This window comes from Streptomyces sp. NPDC094147 (assembly GCF_044764265.1).
In the GTDB taxonomy this organism is placed as follows: domain Bacteria; phylum Actinomycetota; class Actinomycetes; order Streptomycetales; family Streptomycetaceae; genus Streptomyces.
This window is the reverse complement of record NZ_JBIWHT010000039.1, coordinates 24,391-41,260: the sequence shown is the minus strand read 5'-3', so window position 1 is coordinate 41,260 and position 16,870 is coordinate 24,391. Positions and strand designations below refer to the sequence as shown.

The window sequence follows — 16,870 nt, the reverse complement described above, 5'->3', positions numbered from 1 at the left end:
ATCTTCGTGAAGGGCGAGGTCATCAAGACCGTGCCGGAGTCGAAGATCGTGGAGACGCTGATCGATGAGGCGATGAAGATCGCCGAGCAGATGGAAAAGGACGGCGTCGCTTCGGGCGAGCCGCAGGTGTCGGTAGCAGGCTGACCCTTCCCTCCCACGCCCCGGCCCCCCCGCTCTCAACCGCTGGGGGGCTGGAGTTTGCTGGCTGGGTCAGGGGTGGATCCCCGAGGGCGAAGCTCCCGGAGCTGTTCGAGGAGCGCAGCCCCTGACCGGGTCCGGGGCGAAGCCCCGAGGAGGACTTGGGGCGAAGCCCCGACCGGGGGTCCGGGGCGGGGCGCCCCGAAGAGGGTTCAGCGAGCGGAGCCCGCGGGAGGGTGCAGGGAGCGGACCCCCCCGAGCGAGGTGCGGCGGGCGAAGCGCAAAGGGGTGCAGGGGGCGGAGCCCCCGCCGGGGTCGAGGGGCGGAGCCCCTCGTGGGGGTAAGGGGGCGAAGCCCCCAGGGGGTCTGGGGCGCAGCCCCAGGGCTCAGCCATCCCAACCCCTTGCACCGGCGGGCGGGTGGGCAACGCCCGGGGGTCCGGGGGGCGGAGCCCCCGAGGGGGTCTGGGGCGGAGCCCCAGGGGCCGGGCCTTCCGACCCCGAGTCGCGGGCGGGTGGGCAGCCCCCCGGTCTGGGGCGGAGCTCCGGGGTGTGGGGGCGCTGTCCCCAGGGTGGCGGGTACAGTGCGGAGATCAGCAGAACCGTACCCGTGAGGCCCCCTCGTGTTGACGCAGACCACCACCCGGGTCCTCGAACCCGGCGACCTCGGCGCGGCGCTCGCCATCCTGGAGAGCGACCCGGTCGCCAACGCCTTCGTGACCTCCCGCGTACAGATCGCCGGCCTCGACCCCTGGCGGCTCGGCGGCGAGATGTGGGGCTGGTACGCGGACGGCCACCTCCGCTCGCTCTGCTACTCCGGCGCCAACCTCGTACCGATCTGCGCGACGCCCGAGGCGGTACGTTCCTTCGCCGACCGCGCCCGCCGCACGGGCCGCCGCTGCTCCTCGATCGTCGGCCCCGCCGAACCCACCGCCCAGCTGTGGCGCCTGCTCGAACCGCACTGGGGCCCGGCCCGCGACGTACGCCCGCACCAGCCGCTCATGGTCACCGAGCGGATGCCGGACGACATCGCCCCCGACCCGTACGTCCGCCGGATCCGCAAGGACGAGATGGACACGATCATGCCGGCCTGCGTCGCCATGTTCACCGAGGAGGTCGGCGTCTCCCCGCTGGCCGGTGACGGCGGCCTGCTCTATCAGGCCCGCGTCGCCGAACTCGTAGGATCCGGCCGCTCGTTCGCCCGCATCGAGGACGGCAAGGTCGTCTTCAAGGCCGAGATCGGCGCCGCCACCACCCAGGCCTGCCAGATCCAGGGCGTCTGGGTCGCCCCCGAACACCGGGGCAGGGGCCTGTCCACCGCCGGCATGGCGGCCGTACTGCGCTACGCCCTCGCCGACGTCGCCCCCGTCGTGAGCCTGTACGTGAACGACTTCAACGCCCCCGCCCGCGCCTGCTACCGGCGGGTCGGATTCCGTGAGACCGGGGCGTTCATGAGCGTGCTGTTCTGAGGTTAGGGTGCGCCCATGCCTCCTGACTCTGACGCAGTGGTCGGACCGCTCGACCTCGCGGCCCGCGTGGACGAGGCGCTCGCCGTGCAGGCGGTCGCCTTCGGACTGAGCGCCGACGAGGTCGAGGTCCGCCGCCACATCGTGCTGCGCCACCTGTCCCAGCCCGGCGCGAGGGCGCTGGGGGCCACCACCCCCGAGGGACGGCTGGTCGGCTTCGTGTACGGGATGCCCAACGACCGCACGCACTGGTGGTCCACCGTCGTGGAGCCGTATCTGCGCAGCAACCGCACCGACGGATGGCTCGACGACTCCTTCGTCATCACCGAACTGCACGTCCACCCCGCCCACCAGGGCCGGGGCCTGGGCCGGGCGCTCATCACCACCATCACCGACACCGCCGCCCAACCCCGCTCGATCCTCTCCGCGATCGACACGGAGAGCCCCGCCCGAGCCCTGTACCGGGCGCTCGGCTACATCGATCTGGCCGGACAGGTGCACTTCCCGAGCGCGGCGCGGCCGTACGCGGTGATGGGCGCGCCCCTTCCACTGCTGCGGCCCGGACGAACGGCATTCGGCTAAACGGATTTCCGCGCACTCGGGCCGCCCGGCTAACCTCCAGGCATCACCCCGTGCACGTACAGGAGAGAAATCCATGGCAGCCGCCCACGTCCAGCGCATGTCCCGTCTGATGGCCAAGACACTGCGCGACGACCCGGCGGACGCCGAGACGCTCAGCCACAAGCTCCTGGTCCGCGCCGGATACGTGCGCCGCAACGCCGCCGGCATCTGGACCTGGCTGCCGCTCGGCAAGAAGGTCCTGGACAACATCTCCACCGTCGTACGCGAGGAGATGGACGCCATCGGGGCGCAGGAGGTCCTGCTGCCCGCGCTGCTGCCCAAGGACGCGTACGAGGCGAGCGGCCGCTGGGAGGAGTACGGCGACCTGCTGTTCCGCCTCAAGGACCGCAAGGGCGGCGAGTACCTGCTCGGCCCGACCCACGAAGAGATCTTCACGCAGACGGTCAAGGACCAGTGCACGTCCTACAAGGACCTGCCGGTGATGCTGTACCAGATCCAGACCAAGTACCGCGACGAGGCGCGCCCGCGCTCCGGCGTGCTGCGCGGCCGCGAGTTCCAGATGAAGGACTCGTACTCCTTCGACACCACCGACGAGGGCCTCGCCGAGTCGTACGCCCTGCACCGCGCGGCCTACCAGAAGATCTTCGCGCGGCTCGGCCTGGACTACCGGATCGTCTCCGCGGTGTCCGGTGCGATGGGCGGCTCGGCCTCGGAGGAGTTCCTGGCGCCGGCCGCCGCGGGCGAGGACACCTTCGTGGACTGCCCGGCGTGCGAGTACGCGGCGAACACCGAGGCCGTGACGTTCGTGGCCGCCCCCGTCGACGGCTCGGCGCACGGGCCCGTCGAGGAACTGGCCACCCCCGACACCCCCACCATCGAGACCCTCGCCGCCCACCTGGGCGTCCCGGCCTCGGCCACCCTGAAGAACCTGCTGGTCAAGGTGGACGGCGAGATCGTCGCCGTCGGCGTCCCCGGCGACCGCGAGGTCGACCTCGGCAAGCTCGGCGAGCACCTGGCCCCCGCGGTCGTGGAGCTCGTGACGGCCGAGGACTTCGCCGACCGCCCCGATCTCGTCCGCGGCTACGTCGGCCCGCAGGGTCTGGAGAAGGTCCGCTACATCGCCGACCCGCGCATCGCGCCGGGCACGGCGTGGATCACCGGCGCCAACAAGGCGGACACGCACGCCCGCAACGTGGTCTGCGGCCGGGACTTCGAGGTCACCGACTACCTCGACGTCGTCGTGGTAGAGGAGGGCGACCCCTGCCCGTCCTGCGGCGCGGGCCTGAAGCTCGACCGGGCCATCGAGATCGGCCACATCTTCCAGCTGGGCCGCAAGTACGCCGACACCTTCCAGCTCGACGTGCTCGGCCAGCAGGGCAAGCCGGTGCGGGTCACGATGGGCTCGTACGGCATCGGCGTCTCGCGGGCGGTCGCCGCGCTCGCCGAGCAGACGGCGGACGCGCAGGGGCTCTGCTGGCCGGCCGAGATCGCCCCGGCGGACGTGCACGTCGTCGCCGCGGGCAAGGCGCTCCAGACGGAGGTGGCCCTCGACGCCGCCGAGCAGCTGCGGGCGGCCGGGCTGCGGGTCCTGGTGGACGACCGGGCCGGGGTCTCCCCGGGCGTGAAGTTCACCGACGCGGAGCTGATCGGCGTCCCGAAGATCCTGGTCGCCGGCCGCCGCGCCGCCGAGGGCGTCCTGGAACTGAAGGACCGCCGCACGGGCACCCGCGAGGAACTCCCCCTGGCCGAGGCGATCGCCCGCCTCACCACCTGATTCCGACGCGACTGGAGCACGGTCGGGGGCTCTGCCCCCGACCGTGCTCCACGGCAACTACAGCCAGCCGGCGAACTCCAGCAGGAGCTCCGCGTCCCGGTGGCGGCCCGCCGCGCGGGCGCGGAGGCCGGACTCCACCGCTCGGAACAGGGTCCAGCCGTGCAGCCGTACGGGGTCGACGTCCAGCGAGTCGGCCAGTTTGCCGACGCGGCGGCGGGCCGCGGACGCCCCGCTCGGTGCCGCGATCAGGTCCTCCACCCGGTCGCGGACCAACCGCGCCAGGTCATAGGCCCGTTCACCCACCAGCGGCTCGGGACCCACCGTCAGCCACGGCGCCCGCTCGCCCGAAAGCACCTTGCTCTGCCGGAAGTTGCCGTGCAGCAGGACCAACTCGCCCGCCGATGAGGCCAGTTCGTCGCGGGCCGCGAGCGCGGCCGAGACGAGCGGGGCGAGTTCGGGGTCCTGTGGTGCCCGCATCGGCACGGACTGGCGCTCCGAGCGCTCGGCCACCGTCTCGAAGGCGTGGCCGCCCGGCGGCTCCACCCACAGGCGCCGCACCGTGCCGGCCGCCTCCAGGAGCGCCTTCGCCTCGGGCAGCGAGCGCAGCGACACCTCGGGGTGCAGCCGTTCGAGGAGCAGCGCGCCGTCGGGCGCCTCCTCGTCGAGCAACTGGGCCGCGCCCCAGCCGTTCCAGTGCGCCAGGGCCGCGCGCTCCAGGTCCGGGCGGGCGAAGTCCGGGGCGACCTTGAGTGCGGCCGGGCTGCCGTCCGGACGGTGTACGAGGGCGACCAGGCTGGAGCGGCCGCCGGGCGCCTGCACCCGGTCGACGGTGAGACCGCGGCGGGCCGCCGCCTGCTCGGCCAGCTCGGGCAACCGGTCGAGCCAGGGCCCGGCCAGCTCGTCCCCGTACGTCTCGCCGAGCGCGCGGACCAGCCGCTCAGGCGGTTCGAAAGCCATGCGTGTTGTGCCCCTTGCTCAGGTACTAGCTGGTGGAACCGGTGCGCTCGGGCGTTCCGCGAGCCCAGGAAAGGCTACGCTGCCGCCCCGCCAGCGCACGGCCCGCACCGCTGCCTCCCGCAGCGCTGCGGCCGCATCCTGGCGCAGCGGCCCCTCGGCGGCCCGCACCAGATCGGAGTACACACCCGCGACCCGGTCCTCCAGCTCCGCGGCGAGCCGCAGCGCCGACGCGGCGTCCGGCACGGCGAACGGCAGGGCGTAGGCCGCGGCCGCCGCCACCGGCGATCCGCCCAGGTCACGCACCGTACGGGCGAGTGAGTCGCGCCGGGAGCGGTGGGCGGCGTAGGCCTCGCGGGCCTGGGCGCCGCGGGCGTCGGCGAGCCGGCCGCCGAGCGCCCCGTACCCGTACACCGCGGCGTGTTCGGCGGCCAGCGCGGCCTGCGCCGCATCCAGTGCCTGGGCGGTCACAGGGCACCTCCGGCGAGCAGATACGCGTGCCCGGCGCCGGACGCCGCCACCGAGGCGAGCAGCCGGGCCAGCTCCGGCGGCGCGGTGGCGAGGGCCGCCAACTGGGCGTCGGAGGTGCGCCGTTCGGCGTCCGCGAGCTCCTTGACGGCCTCGTCGGCGTCGGCCGGAACCGCCGAGATCGCGGGCGTCGAGGAGGGAGCGGGGGAGGAGGTGGGGGCGGGGCCGAGTGCGGTGGTGTGCCGGTCCGCCTCGTCGCGCAGGGGCGCGAGGCGGGGGCGCAGCGCGGGGTGCATCGCGAGGACCGCGTCGTACCGGTCGACGAGCGCCCGGCTCGCGGCCGAGGTGCGGGCGCGCAGCGCCGCCTCCGCGCGGGCCGCGGCCTCCCGCGCCCCGGGTGCGCGCGTACCGCCGTCCGATGCGCCGTCCGATGTGCCGGACGAGCAGCCGGTCAGCAGCCCGGCGGCGGCCGCGCCCGTCACGGCCAGCACACGTCGTCGTGTGGTCCCCGTGTGCCGCACGTGCGTCTCCCCTGTGTGCCGGTCCGCCGGTGACCGAGTGATCACCGCAGGCGAGCGTACCCGCGGGCGCCGGGCCGTGGACGGCAACACCCCCCGGGACCGGATACCCTTTGACCTGACGGCGGCGGTTCGATGACGGCCGCCGTACGCGACGATCCCCACAACAGCAGACGCGGCCGAGGAGTCACCCGGATGAGCACGACCCAGAGCGACAGGCTGCGCGGTCTCCTTGAACCGCTCGTCAGCGCGGAGGATCTGGACCTCGAGGAGATCGAGGTGTCCCGGGCGGGCCGTCGTCGCGTGCTGCGGATCGTGGTCGACTCGGACGAGGGCGTGGAGCTGGACGCCTGCGCGCAGCTGAGCCGGGCCGTCTCCGAGCTGCTGGACCAGAGCGATGCGATGGGCGACGAGGAGTACGTCCTCGAAGTGACGTCCCCGGGCGCCGAGCGCCCGCTCACCGAACCGCGCCACTACGTGCGCGCCACCGGACGGCTCGCCAGGCTGCACCTGCACGACGGCGGCGAACTGGTCGCGCGGATCCTCAAGGCCGACGACGAAGGCATCGACGCCGAGATCCCGGGCGTGAAGGGGCGCAAGCCCACCGCCCGCCGGATCGCGTTCTCGGAGATCGCCAAGGCGCGGGTCGAGATCGAGTTCAACCGCAAAGACAAAGACATCAAGAACGACGTTGACAACGAAGAGGAGGCGTAGCCGTGGACATCGACATGAGTGCCCTGCGGGGTCTGGTCCGGGAGAAGGAGATCTCCTTCGACCTGCTGGTCGAGGCGATCGAGTCGGCGCTCCTCATCGCCTACCACCGCACCGAGGGCAGCTTCCGGCGTGCGCGCGTGAAGCTCGACCGTGAGAACGGTCATGTCACGGTGTGGGCGAAGGAAGACCCGGCCGACCTCGAAGAGGGCCAGGAGGCCAAGGAGTTCGACGACACCCCGTCCGACTTCGGCCGGATCGCGGCGAGCACCGCCAAGCAGGTCATCCTGCAGCGGCTGCGCGACGCCGAGGACGACATCACCTTCGGTGAGTTCGCCGGCCGTGAGGGCGACGTCATCACCGGCGTCGTCCAGCAGGGCAAGGACCCGAAGAACGTGCTGGTCGACATCGGCAAGATGGAGGCCATGCTGCCGGTGCAGGAGCAGGTGCCGGGCGAGGAGTACACGCACGGGCTGCGCCTTCGCACGTACGTCGTACGGGTGGCGAAGGGCGTGCGCGGTCCGTCCGTGACGCTGTCGCGCACCCACCCGAACCTGGTGAAGAAGCTCTTCGCCCTCGAAGTCCCCGAGATCGCCGACGGCTCGGTGGAGATCTCGGCGATCGCCCGCGAGGCCGGTCACCGCACCAAGATCGCGGTGCGCTCGACGCGCAGCGGCCTGAACGCCAAGGGCGCCTGCATCGGCCCGATGGGCGGCCGGGTCCGCAACGTCATGGCCGAACTGCACGGCGAGAAGATCGACATCGTCGACTGGTCGGACGACCCGGCGGAGATGGTGGCCAACGCGCTGTCCCCGGCCCGGGTCTCCAAGGTCGAGGTCGTGGACCTGGCGGCCCGTTCCGCCCGGGTGACCGTGCCGGACTACCAGCTCTCGCTGGCCATCGGCAAGGAAGGGCAGAACGCCCGGCTCGCCGCCCGCCTCACCGGCTGGCGCATCGACATCCGTCCGGACACCGAGCAGCCCGCTCGGGACTCCGGGGAATAACGAGTGGCCCTGCCCCTGTTCTTGGGGGCAGGGTGGGCTTTCTGGACAACAACCGTTCGATTTTTGCCCCCAAGGGGTGAGGTCGGTGCGGGGAGGTAGACTTAAACGTGTCTGGCCGGACGCACGCCCGCGCCTGCCCTGAGCGAACCTGCGTGGGATGCCGGGAGCGAGCGGCCAAGAGCGATCTGCTGCGCATCGTGGCGGTCGAGGGTGCTTGCGCCCCCGATCCTCGCGGTACGCTGCCCGGCCGGGGTGCCTATGTGCACCCTGCCTCGGTCTGTCTCGATCTGGCGGTCCGCCGCCGGGCGTTCTCCAGGGCCTTCAGGACCAAGGGAGCGCTCGACACCGCGGTACTGCGGGAGTACGTCGAGCAGGCAGCAACGTAAGAAGAAGTACGGCACGGAATCCCGTGCGGTCAGGTACCTCGCGAGTTGGAAGTAGGTCGAGATTGCGATGAGCACTCGATGAGTACGCGATGAGTACGCCCATGAAGTAGCGACGGTCCGGCGGTAACCCGGACCTAAAAGGAGCGAAGTGGCTAAGGTCCGGGTATACGAACTCGCCAAGGAGTTCGGGGTGGAGAGCAAGGTCGTCATGGCCAAGCTCCAAGAACTCGGTGAATTCGTCCGTTCGGCGTCCTCGACGATCGAGGCGCCGGTTGTACGCAAGTTGACTGACGCACTGCAGGGGCCCGGCGGCAACGCCGGCAAGTCCGCTGCCAAGCCCGGCGCGCCTCGCAAGGCCGCGCCCGCAAAGCCCGCGGCGCCCGCCGCGGCACGTCCTGCTGCCCCGAAGCCCGGCGCCCCGGCCCCCAAGCCGGCCCCCGCCGCGCCTGCGGCCCCGGTCACCCCGGCCGCCCCGGCGAGCAGCACCCCCGCTTCTCCGGCTCCGGCCGCCTCGGGCCCCCGCCCGGGTCCGAAGCCCGCCCCGGCCAAGCCGGCCCCGGTCACCCCGGTGCCCGCCGCCGAGTTCTCGGCGCCGGCCCCGGCCCAGCCCGCGGCGCCCCAGGCCCCGCGTCCCGCCGGTGCCACCCCCGGTCCGCGTCCCGCCGCTGCCCGTCCGGCTCCGGCCGGTCAGCGTGACGGCGGCCAGCGCGACGGTGGCCGTGGCGGCGACCGTCCGGCCCGTCCCGCGGGTCAGGGTGCCCCCCGGCCCGGCGGTTCCCGTCCGGCCGGTCCGCGCCCCGGCAACAACCCCTTCACCTCGGGCGGCTCCACCGGCATGGCGCGCCCGCAGGCGCCCCGTCCCGGCGGTGGCGCCCCGCGTCCCGGCGGCGACCGTGCCGTTCCGGGTGCCCCGCGTCCGCAGGGCGGCCCCGGCGGCGCTCCGCGTCCCCAGGGTCAGGGCGGCGCCCGTCCGAGTCCGGGCGGCATGCCCCGTCCGCAGGGCGGCGCACGTCCCGGCCCCGGCGGACCTGGCGGCGCTCCCGGTGGTAACCGTCCGAACCCGGGCATGATGCCGCAGCGTCCCGCTGCCGCACCGCGTCCCGGTGGTGGCCCCGGTGGCCGTCCGGGTGGCCCCGGTGGTCGTCCGGGTGGCGGCGGCGGTGCCGGTCGTCCCGGTGGCGGCGGCGGCTTCGCCGGCCGTCCGGCCGGTCCCGGTGGCGGCGGTCGTCCCGGTGGTGGCGGCGGCTTCGGCGGCCCCCGTCCGGGTGGCGGCGCTCCCGGTGGCGGTGGCGGCGGCTTCGGCGGTCGTCCCGGATTCCAGGGCCGTCCCGGTGGCCCGGGTGGCCGCGGTGGCACGCAGGGTGCGTTCGGCCGTCCCGGCGGGCCCGCCCGTCGTGGCCGCAAGTCGAAGCGCCAGAGGCGCCAGGAGTACGAGGCCATGCAGGCCCCGTCGGTGGGCGGCGTCATGCTGCCCCGCGGCAACGGACAGTCCGTCCGCCTGTCGCGCGGTGCCTCGCTGACCGACTTCGCGGAGAAGATCAACGCCAACCCGGCGTCGCTCGTCGCCGTGATGATGAACCTCGGCGAGATGGTCACCGCCACGCAGTCCGTCTCCGACGAGACGCTGAAGCTCCTCGCGGATGAGATGAACTACATCCTTGAGATCGTCAGCCCCGAGGAGGAGGACCGCGAGCTGCTCGAGTCCTTCGACATCGAGTTCGGCGAGGACGAGGGCGGCGAGGAGTTCCTCGTCGCGCGTCCGCCGGTCGTGACCGTCATGGGTCACGTCGACCACGGCAAGACCCGCCTCCTGGACGCGATCCGCAAGACGAACGTCGTTGCGGGCGAGGCCGGTGGCATCACGCAGCACATCGGTGCGTACCAGGTCGCCACCGAGGTCAACGGCGAGGACCGCAGGATCACCTTCATCGACACCCCGGGTCACGAGGCGTTCACCGCCATGCGTGCCCGTGGTGCGAAGTCCACCGACATCGCGATCCTCGTGGTGGCGGCGAACGACGGTGTGATGCCCCAGACGATCGAGGCGCTGAACCACGCCAAGGCGGCCGACGTGCCGATCGTGGTCGCGGTCAACAAGATCGACGTCGAGGGCGCGGACCCGACCAAGGTGCGCGGTCAGCTCACCGAGTTCGGTCTGGTGGCCGAGGAGTACGGCGGCGACACGATGTTCGTCGACATCTCCGCCAAGCAGGGCCTCAACATCGAGTCCCTCCTGGAGGCCGTCGTCCTCACCGCCGACGCCTCGCTCGACCTGCGGGCCAACCCGGAGCAGGACGCGCAGGGCATCGCGATCGAGTCCCACCTCGACCGCGGCCGCGGCGCCGTCGCGACCGTCCTGGTCCAGCGAGGCACCCTGCGGGTCGGCGACACGATGGTGGTCGGCGACGCGTACGGCCGAGTCCGCGCGATGCTCGACGACAAGGGCGAGAACGTGGAAGAGGCGGGTCCCTCGACCCCGGTCCTCGTCCTCGGTCTCACCAACGTCCCGGGCGCCGGCGACAACTTCCTGGTCGTCGACGAGGACCGTACGGCCCGTCAGATCGCCGAGAAGCGTGCCGCCCGTGAGCGCAACGTCCGCTTCGCCCGCAAGGGCGTGCGGTTCTCCCTGGAGAACCTGGACGAGGCCCTCAAGGCCGGTCTGGTGCAGGAACTCAACCTCATCATCAAGGGCGACGCGTCCGGTTCGGTGGAGGCCCTCGAAGCCTCGCTGCTCCAGCTCGACGTCGGCGACGAGGTCGACATCCGCGTCCTGCACCGCGGTGTGGGCGCGGTCACCGAGTCCGACATCAACCTGGCGACCGGCTCCGACGCCATCGTCATCGGCTTCAACGTCCGCGCTGCGGGCCGCGCGGCGCAGATGGCGGAGCGCGAGGGCGTCGACGTCCGGTACTACTCGGTGATCTACCAGGCCATCGAGGAGATCGAGGCGGCCCTCAAGGGCATGCTCAAGCCGGAGTACGAAGAGGTCGAGCTCGGCACGGCGGAGATCCGCGAGATCTTCCGCTCGTCCAAGCTGGGCAACATCGCCGGTGTGCTTGTCCGCTCCGGCGAGGTCAAGCGCAACACCAAGGCGCGCCTGCTGCGCGATGGCAAGGTCATCGCGGAGAACCTCAACATCTCCGGTCTGCGCCGCTTCAAGGACGACGTCACCGAGATCCGCGAAGGCTTCGAGGGTGGTATCAACCTCGGAAACTTCAACGACATTAAGATCGACGACGTCATCGCGACGTACGAGATGCGCGAGAAGCCGCGCGGCTAGTCCGCGAGGCTGACCCGTACCTCAGCAGTCGGGGCCGATCGGCGGGAAGATATTTCCGTCGATCGGCCCCGGCCGTTCCGGTACGGTTCTGATGTCCCTGCCAAGTCTTTGGCGGGGTCCTCTAACCCGGACCGGCGGGACATCCGGACATCCATGTATGTGGGGACGCTGTCCTTCGATCTACTCCTCGGCGACGTACGGTCGTTGAAGGAGAAACGCTCCGTCGTCCGGCCGATAGTCGCCGAACTCCAGCGCAAGTACGCGGTGAGCGCGGCGGAAGTCGGCGACCAGGACCTGCACCGCAGGGCCGAGATCGGCCTGGCGGTGGTCTCCGGGGACACGGGGCACCTCACGGATGTGCTCGACCGGTGCGAGCGGCTCGTCGCCGCCCGGCCCGAGGTGGAGCTGCTCTCGGTGAGACGCAGGCTCCACAGCGACGAAGACTGAACACTGAGCAAGGCTTGAGAAGGAGAAGGACCAGTGGCCGACAACGCGCGGGCGAAGAAGCTGGCGGACCTCATCCGGGAGGTGGTGGCCGAGAAGCTGCTGCGGGGTATCAAGGACCCGCGCCTGGGAACGCACGTGACCATCACGGACACCCGGGTCACCGGCGACCTGCGGGAGGCCACGGTCTTCTACACGGTGTACGGGGACGACGAGGAGCGGGCGGCGGCCGCGGCCGGCCTGGAGAGCGCCAAGGGCATCCTGCGCTCCGCGGTCGGCTCCGCCGCCGGCACCAAGTTCACGCCGACCCTGACGTTCATCGCGGACGCGCTCCCCGAGAACGCCAAGACCATCGAGGACCTCCTCGACAAGGCGCGGGCCTCGGACGCCGCGGTGCGCGAGGTGTCCTCGGGCGCCAAGTTCGCCGGTGACGCAGACCCGTACAAGAAGCCCGGCGACGAGGACGACGCCTCCGCATGAGCACCGCAGCAAAGACGCCCGACGGCCTGGTCATTGTCGACAAGCCGTCGGGCTTCACTTCGCACGACGTCGTGGCCAAGATGCGCGGCATCGCCAGGACCCGCCGCGTGGGCCACGCGGGCACCCTCGACCCGATGGCGACCGGTGTGCTCGTCCTGGGCGTGGAGCGGGCCACCAAGCTGCTCGGGCACCTCGCCCTGACCGAGAAGGAGTACCTCGGTACGATCCGGCTCGGCCAGGACACCGTCACGGACGACGCCGAGGGCGAGATCATCTCGTCCACCGACGCCTCCAAGGTGACCCGCGAGGGCATCGACGCGGGGGTCGCCGCGTTGACCGGCGACATCATGCAGGTGCCGTCCAAGGTCTCCGCGATCAAGATCGACGGCAAGCGGTCCTACGCGCGGGTGCGCGGCGGCGAGGAGTTCGAGATCCCGGCCCGTCCGGTGACCGTCTCCTCCTTCCGCGTGTACGACGTCCGCGAGGCGGTCGCCGAGGACGGCACCGCCGTGCTGGACCTGGTCGTCTCCGTGGTCTGCTCCTCCGGCACCTACATCCGCGCGCTCGCCCGTGACCTCGGGGCGGGGCTCGGCGTCGGCGGCCACCTCACCGCGCTGCGCCGCACCCGGGTCGGCCCGTACGGGATCGACGCGGCCCGCACGCTGGACCAGCTCCAGGAGTCGCTCACCGTGATGCCGGTCGCCGAGGCCGCGGCCGCCGCCTTCGCGCGCTGGGACGTCGACGCACGCCGCGGCGGGCTGCTGCTCAACGGCGTCCGCCTGGACATGCCCGACGAGTACGAGGCCGGGCAGCCGGTCGGGGTGTTCGGGCCCCAGGGCACCTTCCTCGCGCTGGTCGAGAACCAGAAGGGCAAGGCCAAGAGCCTCGCCGTGTTCGGCTGAGCGCTGAGCGAAGTTCACCGTGGAGCGGGCGGTCGGCCCGCTCCACGATCCCCCTCGCAAGGTGTCTGTCCGCCCGGTCCCCGGGATTCACCCCATCGAGCAGGCGCTCGGAGTGAACCACGGGAGCGTGCGGGGGCGCTTTCGGCAGGCGTTCTTCTCGGGCAGATCGCCCCAGAACTACCGTTTCGACATGGGACGCGGGGCTGGGGGAGAGGACCGGGACACGCTCGTACGGATCTGTGATCTGGCCGGGCGGACCCGGGGCACCGGGTTCGTCGCCGACGACAAGGGGACCGTCGTCACCAGTCACGAGGCCGTCGACGGGCTGACCCGCGTGGTGCTGCACGCCCCTCGCGAGCGGACCTGGCTGGCCGAGGCCGACGACCTCACCGCGCTGCCCGAGGCGGGCCTCGCGCTGGTCCGCACCGACGGGCTCGGGGTGCGGCCGCTGCCCATCGCCGCGCGTGACGGGATCGGCGCGGGCACTTATGTACGGGTCGCGGCGCGCGGCTGGCGCGAGGCGCGGGTGCTCGGCACGTCCGTCGTCACCTACACCGCCACCGACCGCTTCCATCTCCTGGGCGGCGTACTGGAGTTGGCGATCGGCACCGACGGCAGCGAGGCCATGCGGCTCGGCGGCGAGGCCAGCGGGGGGCCGGTCGTCGACGCCGTGACCGGGGCGGTCGTCGGGGTGGTCGGCACCGCGCTGCACGCCGCACACCAGGCCTGCGGGTTCGCGGTGCCGCTGCGCGCCGACGAGGGACCGCTCACCGAACTGCTGCGGCGCAACGCCGCCACCGTGCCCGCCTACGGCCGCGATCTGAACCTGGCGGGGGCGCTCCAGCTGACCGCCATCTCCGTGGGCTCGGTCGGCGGGCCCGGCGTGTGGCAGGACCCGGTCGAACGGCGCTCCACCAGCAAGGAGTTGGGGGCCTTCTGCACGGGAGACGCGCTGGTGCTCGGGCTCGTCGGGGACCCCGGGACCGGGCGCACCACCGAACTCGCCGCGTTCGCCGGGCGCCGGGCGAGCGGCGCCGAACCCGCCCCGACCCTCTGGCTGCGCGGCGCCGACCTGCGCGCCGACGACGCCTCGGTGGCCGACGCGGTGGCCCGCGCGCTGCGCCAGGCCGGGCGGATCGTCGCCACCTCCGCCGCGCCCGGCGACCCGGACCCGGCCACCCCCGACCGGGTGGCACGCCTGGCCCGCGAGGCCGGACGGCCGCTGCTCGTGCTGCTCGACGGGCCCGAGGAGATGCCGCCCGTCCTCGCCCACCGGCTCGCCGAGTGGAGTGCGGGGACGGCCCGTTGGCTGCGGGCGGCCGGGGTGCGGATGGTGGTCGCCTGCCGGCCCGAGCACTGGGAGCAGGCCGGTAGGCACTATCCCGAGGGCGTCCTGCATCCGGCCCGGCTGCCGCGGCTGCCCGACGGCGTGCGCGTCGGTGACCTCGGGCGCAAGGACGCCGCGCGGGCCCGGGAGCGCTACGGCATCCCGGACGGCGCGCTCGCCGAGTGCGACGCCCGCCACCCGCTCACCCTCAGACTGCTCGCCGAGGTGCGCGCGGCGCTGCCCGGCGAGGTCTGCGGAAGGCCGGACCGGGAGGACGTCTTCTCGGCCCATCTGGACCTGATGTGCCTGCGCATCGCGGTACGCATCGCCGCCGCCGCGTGCCCGCCGGTGCGCGGGAGCGAGGTGCGGCGCCTGGCGGCCCGCGTCGCCGGGCAGGTGCACGAGGCTGCGAGGCGCTGTCTGGGCCCCGGCCAGGGCGGGCTGGACCGGGAGTCGTTCGAGGAGATCTTCCCGTGGCGTACGGGATCGGCGTCGGCGGTGCTGACCGAGGGGCTGCTCGTGCCGGCCGGCTCCGGCTACCGCTTCGCGCACGAGGAACTCGCCGACTGGGTGCAGGCCGCCCACCTCGACCTCGACGCGGCCCTGTACGCGCTGGTGCACCGCTGGTACGAGGAGAGCGATCCGCAGACCGTGGTGCGGCTGCCCGCGCGGCCCGCCGTCAGCGCCGTGCCCGACGGGCACCTGCCGCCACCGCCGGGCTCGGGGCCCGCCGCCCGCTCGCTGCCGGTGCCGCGGCACCGCATCGGGCCCGTCCTCCAGGCGATGCTGCTGCTCGGCAGCCACCAGGGATCCACCCAACTCGCCCTGAAACTCAAGGAGTTGGTGGACGTCCTCGACCGGCCGCCGCTGCCGGGAGCCGATGCCGCCCGGCTCGCGGACGCCCAGTGGTGGGCGGTCCGGCTGCTCGCCGAAACCCTGCTCAGGGTGCCGGACGTACGCCCCTATGTGGAGGTGCTCCGGCTGCTCGCGGACCGGATCAGCGGGCGGTCCGTACGGGACGGGGGGCCGCAGCACCTGGGCGCGCTCGGGGAGTTCGGGCCCTGGTTCTGGACGCGGCTGCGGCTCTGCGACGACCGCAGGCTCGAACTGCTGCGCCGCCTGGTGCCCGCCGACGGGGTGCCCGGCGCCGCGCCCGGCCTGCCGAGGTATCTGGACGCGGTGGACCGGCGGCTCACCGTCGAGCCCAGAACCGTGCAGCCGCTCCTGTGCCGCTGGTTCACCGACGAGCGGCCGCTGCCCGTGCCGCCCGGATCCGATGTGCGCCCCACCGTCGCGCGCGCCGCGCAGGCCCTGCTGTACGCGCGCCGGGCGCTGGCCGTCGACGACCTGACCGAGGCCCTCGTCGCCACCGCCCACGCCCGCGCCGACGAACTGCTCACCGCCCTCGCCGAGGACGAGCCGTCCGCGCTCTGCCGGGCCGTGGACCGCTGGGCCCACGACGACCGGCCCGAGCGGCGGCTCGCCGCCGCCACCTACGGCCCGCGGGTCGCCCCGCGCGCCGACACCCCCGCCGACCGCGACCTGCTCCGCTACGCGGCCCTCGCCCTGCTCGCCCGCCCCGGGGACGCGCCCCTGCACGGGGCCGCGCTCGCCCTGCTCGTCCGCGATCCGCACACCCGCGGCCCCCACCTGGGCAGGGCCCTCGCCGTGTTCGAGGCCGGGGACCCCGCGCTCCCCGCGTCCGCCCTCGTCACCGCCCTCGCCACCCACCCCGAGCCCGTCCTCGCCGCCTTCCGGACCGGTCTTGACCAGCCCGGCGGAGCGGCGGCCGAGGTCGTCGACGCGCTCGCCGGGATCAACACCCCGGCCCTTGCCCGCCGGGCCGCGGCCCTGGTCCAGGACCACGTGGAGCGCCACCCCGACGGCGCGGTGCACGCGGCCGCCTTCGTGGAGCGACGCCTGGAGTACGGTCCGGCGGCCCGCGCGGTCCTCTTCCCGATGGTCACCGGTCTGCTGCGGGGCCGCGCCCACCCCGTCCGCCGCGCCCTCGCCCCGGTCCTCGCGGCGCCCGGCACCGGCGCCTCGCGCCCGCTGCGCGCCGAGCTCCTGGACGTCCTCCTCGAAGGCGAGCGGTACGAATCGCGCGATCCGGCGGTTCTGGACGCGCTGCTGCGGGCCGCGGCCGACGGCTCGGGACAGCGGGCCGAGGCGCGCACCCGCGACCTCGTCCACCGCACCGGGCTCCTCTTCGTCCGCACCCCCGAGGGCGCGGCCGCGTTCGACCGGCGCCTGGTCGAGCTGTGCAAGGAGGTCCCGGGCTTCGCCGTGCAGGTCGCGGGATGGCTGGTCCAGGCGCCGCAGGAGTGGTCGGCGGTGGTCGGGCCGAGCGCCCGCCGCGTGGTGGAGACGCTGGGCAGTCCCATGCCGATGCGATCCCGGGCCGCCGGGCATGGCAGTCTTAGACCTGCATAACGCG

General features: G+C 73.4%; 14 protein-coding genes and 1 pseudogene. 12 read left to right on the top strand and 3 right to left on the bottom strand.

Translation table 11 applies throughout. From position 1 onward, the window contains the following. The 4 genes and pseudogenes from ACIQ8J_RS32545 to ACIQ8J_RS32530 form a co-directional block, all read left to right on the top strand. A pseudogene (locus ACIQ8J_RS32545) lies at positions 1-144 on the top strand (4-hydroxy-3-methylbut-2-en-1-yl diphosphate synthase); the annotation flags it as partial. Between the two features lie 619 nt (positions 145-763). Beyond that, positions 764-1,606 carry a GNAT family N-acetyltransferase gene (locus tag ACIQ8J_RS32540; RefSeq protein WP_403277159.1) on the top strand — a complete coding sequence of 281 codons (843 nt, stop codon included), beginning with the start codon at positions 764-766 and terminating at the stop codon, positions 1,604-1,606. Positions 1,607-1,621: 15 nt separating this feature from the next. Next, entirely contained in the window at positions 1,622-2,185 is a 564-nt protein-coding gene (locus tag ACIQ8J_RS32535) for a GNAT family N-acetyltransferase (protein ID WP_403277073.1), read from the top strand. Positions 2,186-2,258: 73 nt separating this feature from the next. Next, the gene (locus ACIQ8J_RS32530; RefSeq protein ID WP_403277075.1) at positions 2,259-3,959 is read left to right on the top strand and encodes a proline--tRNA ligase; all 1,701 of its coding nucleotides are present in this window, start codon (positions 2,259-2,261) and stop codon (positions 3,957-3,959) included. Positions 3,960-4,016: 57 nt separating this feature from the next. Here ACIQ8J_RS32530 and ACIQ8J_RS32525 read toward each other — a convergent pair whose 3' ends face one another. The 3 genes from ACIQ8J_RS32525 to ACIQ8J_RS32515 are packed head-to-tail and all read right to left on the bottom strand — an operon-like array spanning position 4,017 to position 5,872. After that, entirely contained in the window at positions 4,017-4,916 is a 900-nt protein-coding gene (locus ACIQ8J_RS32525) for an aminoglycoside phosphotransferase family protein (RefSeq protein ID WP_403277079.1), read from the bottom strand. An 18-nt stretch (positions 4,917-4,934) separates the two neighbouring features. After that, the gene (locus ACIQ8J_RS32520; protein ID WP_403277082.1) at positions 4,935-5,384 is read right to left on the bottom strand and encodes a ferritin-like domain-containing protein; all 450 of its coding nucleotides are present in this window, start codon (positions 5,382-5,384) and stop codon (positions 4,935-4,937) included. Next, the gene (locus tag ACIQ8J_RS32515) at positions 5,381-5,872 is read right to left on the bottom strand and encodes a hypothetical protein (protein ID WP_403277084.1); all 492 of its coding nucleotides are present in this window, start codon (positions 5,870-5,872) and stop codon (positions 5,381-5,383) included. Before ACIQ8J_RS32515 ends, ACIQ8J_RS32520 begins: the two co-directional genes overlap by 4 nt. Before the next feature lie 222 nt (positions 5,873-6,094). Between ACIQ8J_RS32515 and rimP the strand changes: the two genes are divergently transcribed. From rimP to ACIQ8J_RS32475, 8 genes are all read left to right on the top strand, one after another. Then, positions 6,095-6,613 carry a ribosome maturation factor RimP gene (gene rimP / locus ACIQ8J_RS32510; protein WP_403277086.1) on the top strand — a complete coding sequence of 173 codons (519 nt, stop codon included), beginning with the start codon at positions 6,095-6,097 and terminating at the stop codon, positions 6,611-6,613. A 2-nt stretch (positions 6,614-6,615) separates the two neighbouring features. After that, on the top strand, positions 6,616-7,614 hold the full coding sequence (gene nusA / locus ACIQ8J_RS32505) for a transcription termination factor NusA (protein WP_399056113.1): 999 nt from the start codon (positions 6,616-6,618) through the stop codon (positions 7,612-7,614). A gap of 107 nt (positions 7,615-7,721) precedes the next feature. Further along, positions 7,722-8,000, top strand: coding sequence for a YlxR family protein (locus ACIQ8J_RS32500; RefSeq protein ID WP_403277088.1), 279 nt, complete (start codon positions 7,722-7,724; stop codon positions 7,998-8,000). A 148-nt stretch (positions 8,001-8,148) separates the two neighbouring features. Then, the gene (infB, locus tag ACIQ8J_RS32495; protein WP_403277091.1) at positions 8,149-11,280 is read left to right on the top strand and encodes a translation initiation factor IF-2; all 3,132 of its coding nucleotides are present in this window, start codon (positions 8,149-8,151) and stop codon (positions 11,278-11,280) included. Positions 11,281-11,433: 153 nt separating this feature from the next. After that, entirely contained in the window at positions 11,434-11,727 is a 294-nt protein-coding gene (locus ACIQ8J_RS32490) for a DUF503 domain-containing protein (RefSeq protein WP_053728948.1), read from the top strand. A 33-nt stretch (positions 11,728-11,760) separates the two neighbouring features. Next, the gene (rbfA, locus tag ACIQ8J_RS32485) at positions 11,761-12,204 is read left to right on the top strand and encodes a 30S ribosome-binding factor RbfA (RefSeq protein WP_403277094.1); all 444 of its coding nucleotides are present in this window, start codon (positions 11,761-11,763) and stop codon (positions 12,202-12,204) included. Continuing rightward, positions 12,201-13,106 (top strand): tRNA pseudouridine(55) synthase TruB, encoded by a 906-nt coding sequence (gene truB, locus ACIQ8J_RS32480; protein ID WP_403277097.1) that lies wholly within the window; start codon positions 12,201-12,203, stop codon positions 13,104-13,106. The genes rbfA and truB overlap by 4 nt, the downstream gene beginning before the upstream one ends. A gap of 190 nt (positions 13,107-13,296) precedes the next feature. Further along, on the top strand, positions 13,297-16,866 hold the full coding sequence (locus ACIQ8J_RS32475; RefSeq protein ID WP_403277100.1) for a trypsin-like peptidase domain-containing protein: 3,570 nt from the start codon (positions 13,297-13,299) through the stop codon (positions 16,864-16,866). Positions 16,867-16,870 lie beyond the last annotated feature (4 nt).

What these genes read in the sequence shown, in the direction of transcription:
- ACIQ8J_RS32535 (WP_403277073.1), top strand. Translation starts at nt 1,622, where the DNA reads ATGCCTCCTGACTCTGACGCAGTGGTCGGACCGCTCGACCTCGCGGCC.
- ACIQ8J_RS32530 (WP_403277075.1), top strand. Translation starts at nt 2,259, where the DNA reads ATGGCAGCCGCCCACGTCCAGCGCATGTCCCGTCTGATGGCCAAGACA.
- ACIQ8J_RS32525 (WP_403277079.1), bottom strand. Translation starts at nt 4,916, where the DNA reads ATGGCTTTCGAACCGCCTGAGCGGCTGGTCCGCGCGCTCGGCGAGACG.
- rimP (WP_403277086.1), top strand. Translation starts at nt 6,095, where the DNA reads ATGAGCACGACCCAGAGCGACAGGCTGCGCGGTCTCCTTGAACCGCTC.
- ACIQ8J_RS32490 (WP_053728948.1), top strand. Translation starts at nt 11,434, where the DNA reads ATGTATGTGGGGACGCTGTCCTTCGATCTACTCCTCGGCGACGTACGG.
- truB (WP_403277097.1), top strand. Translation starts at nt 12,201, where the DNA reads ATGAGCACCGCAGCAAAGACGCCCGACGGCCTGGTCATTGTCGACAAG.
- ACIQ8J_RS32475 (WP_403277100.1), top strand. Translation starts at nt 13,297, where the DNA reads ATGGGACGCGGGGCTGGGGGAGAGGACCGGGACACGCTCGTACGGATC.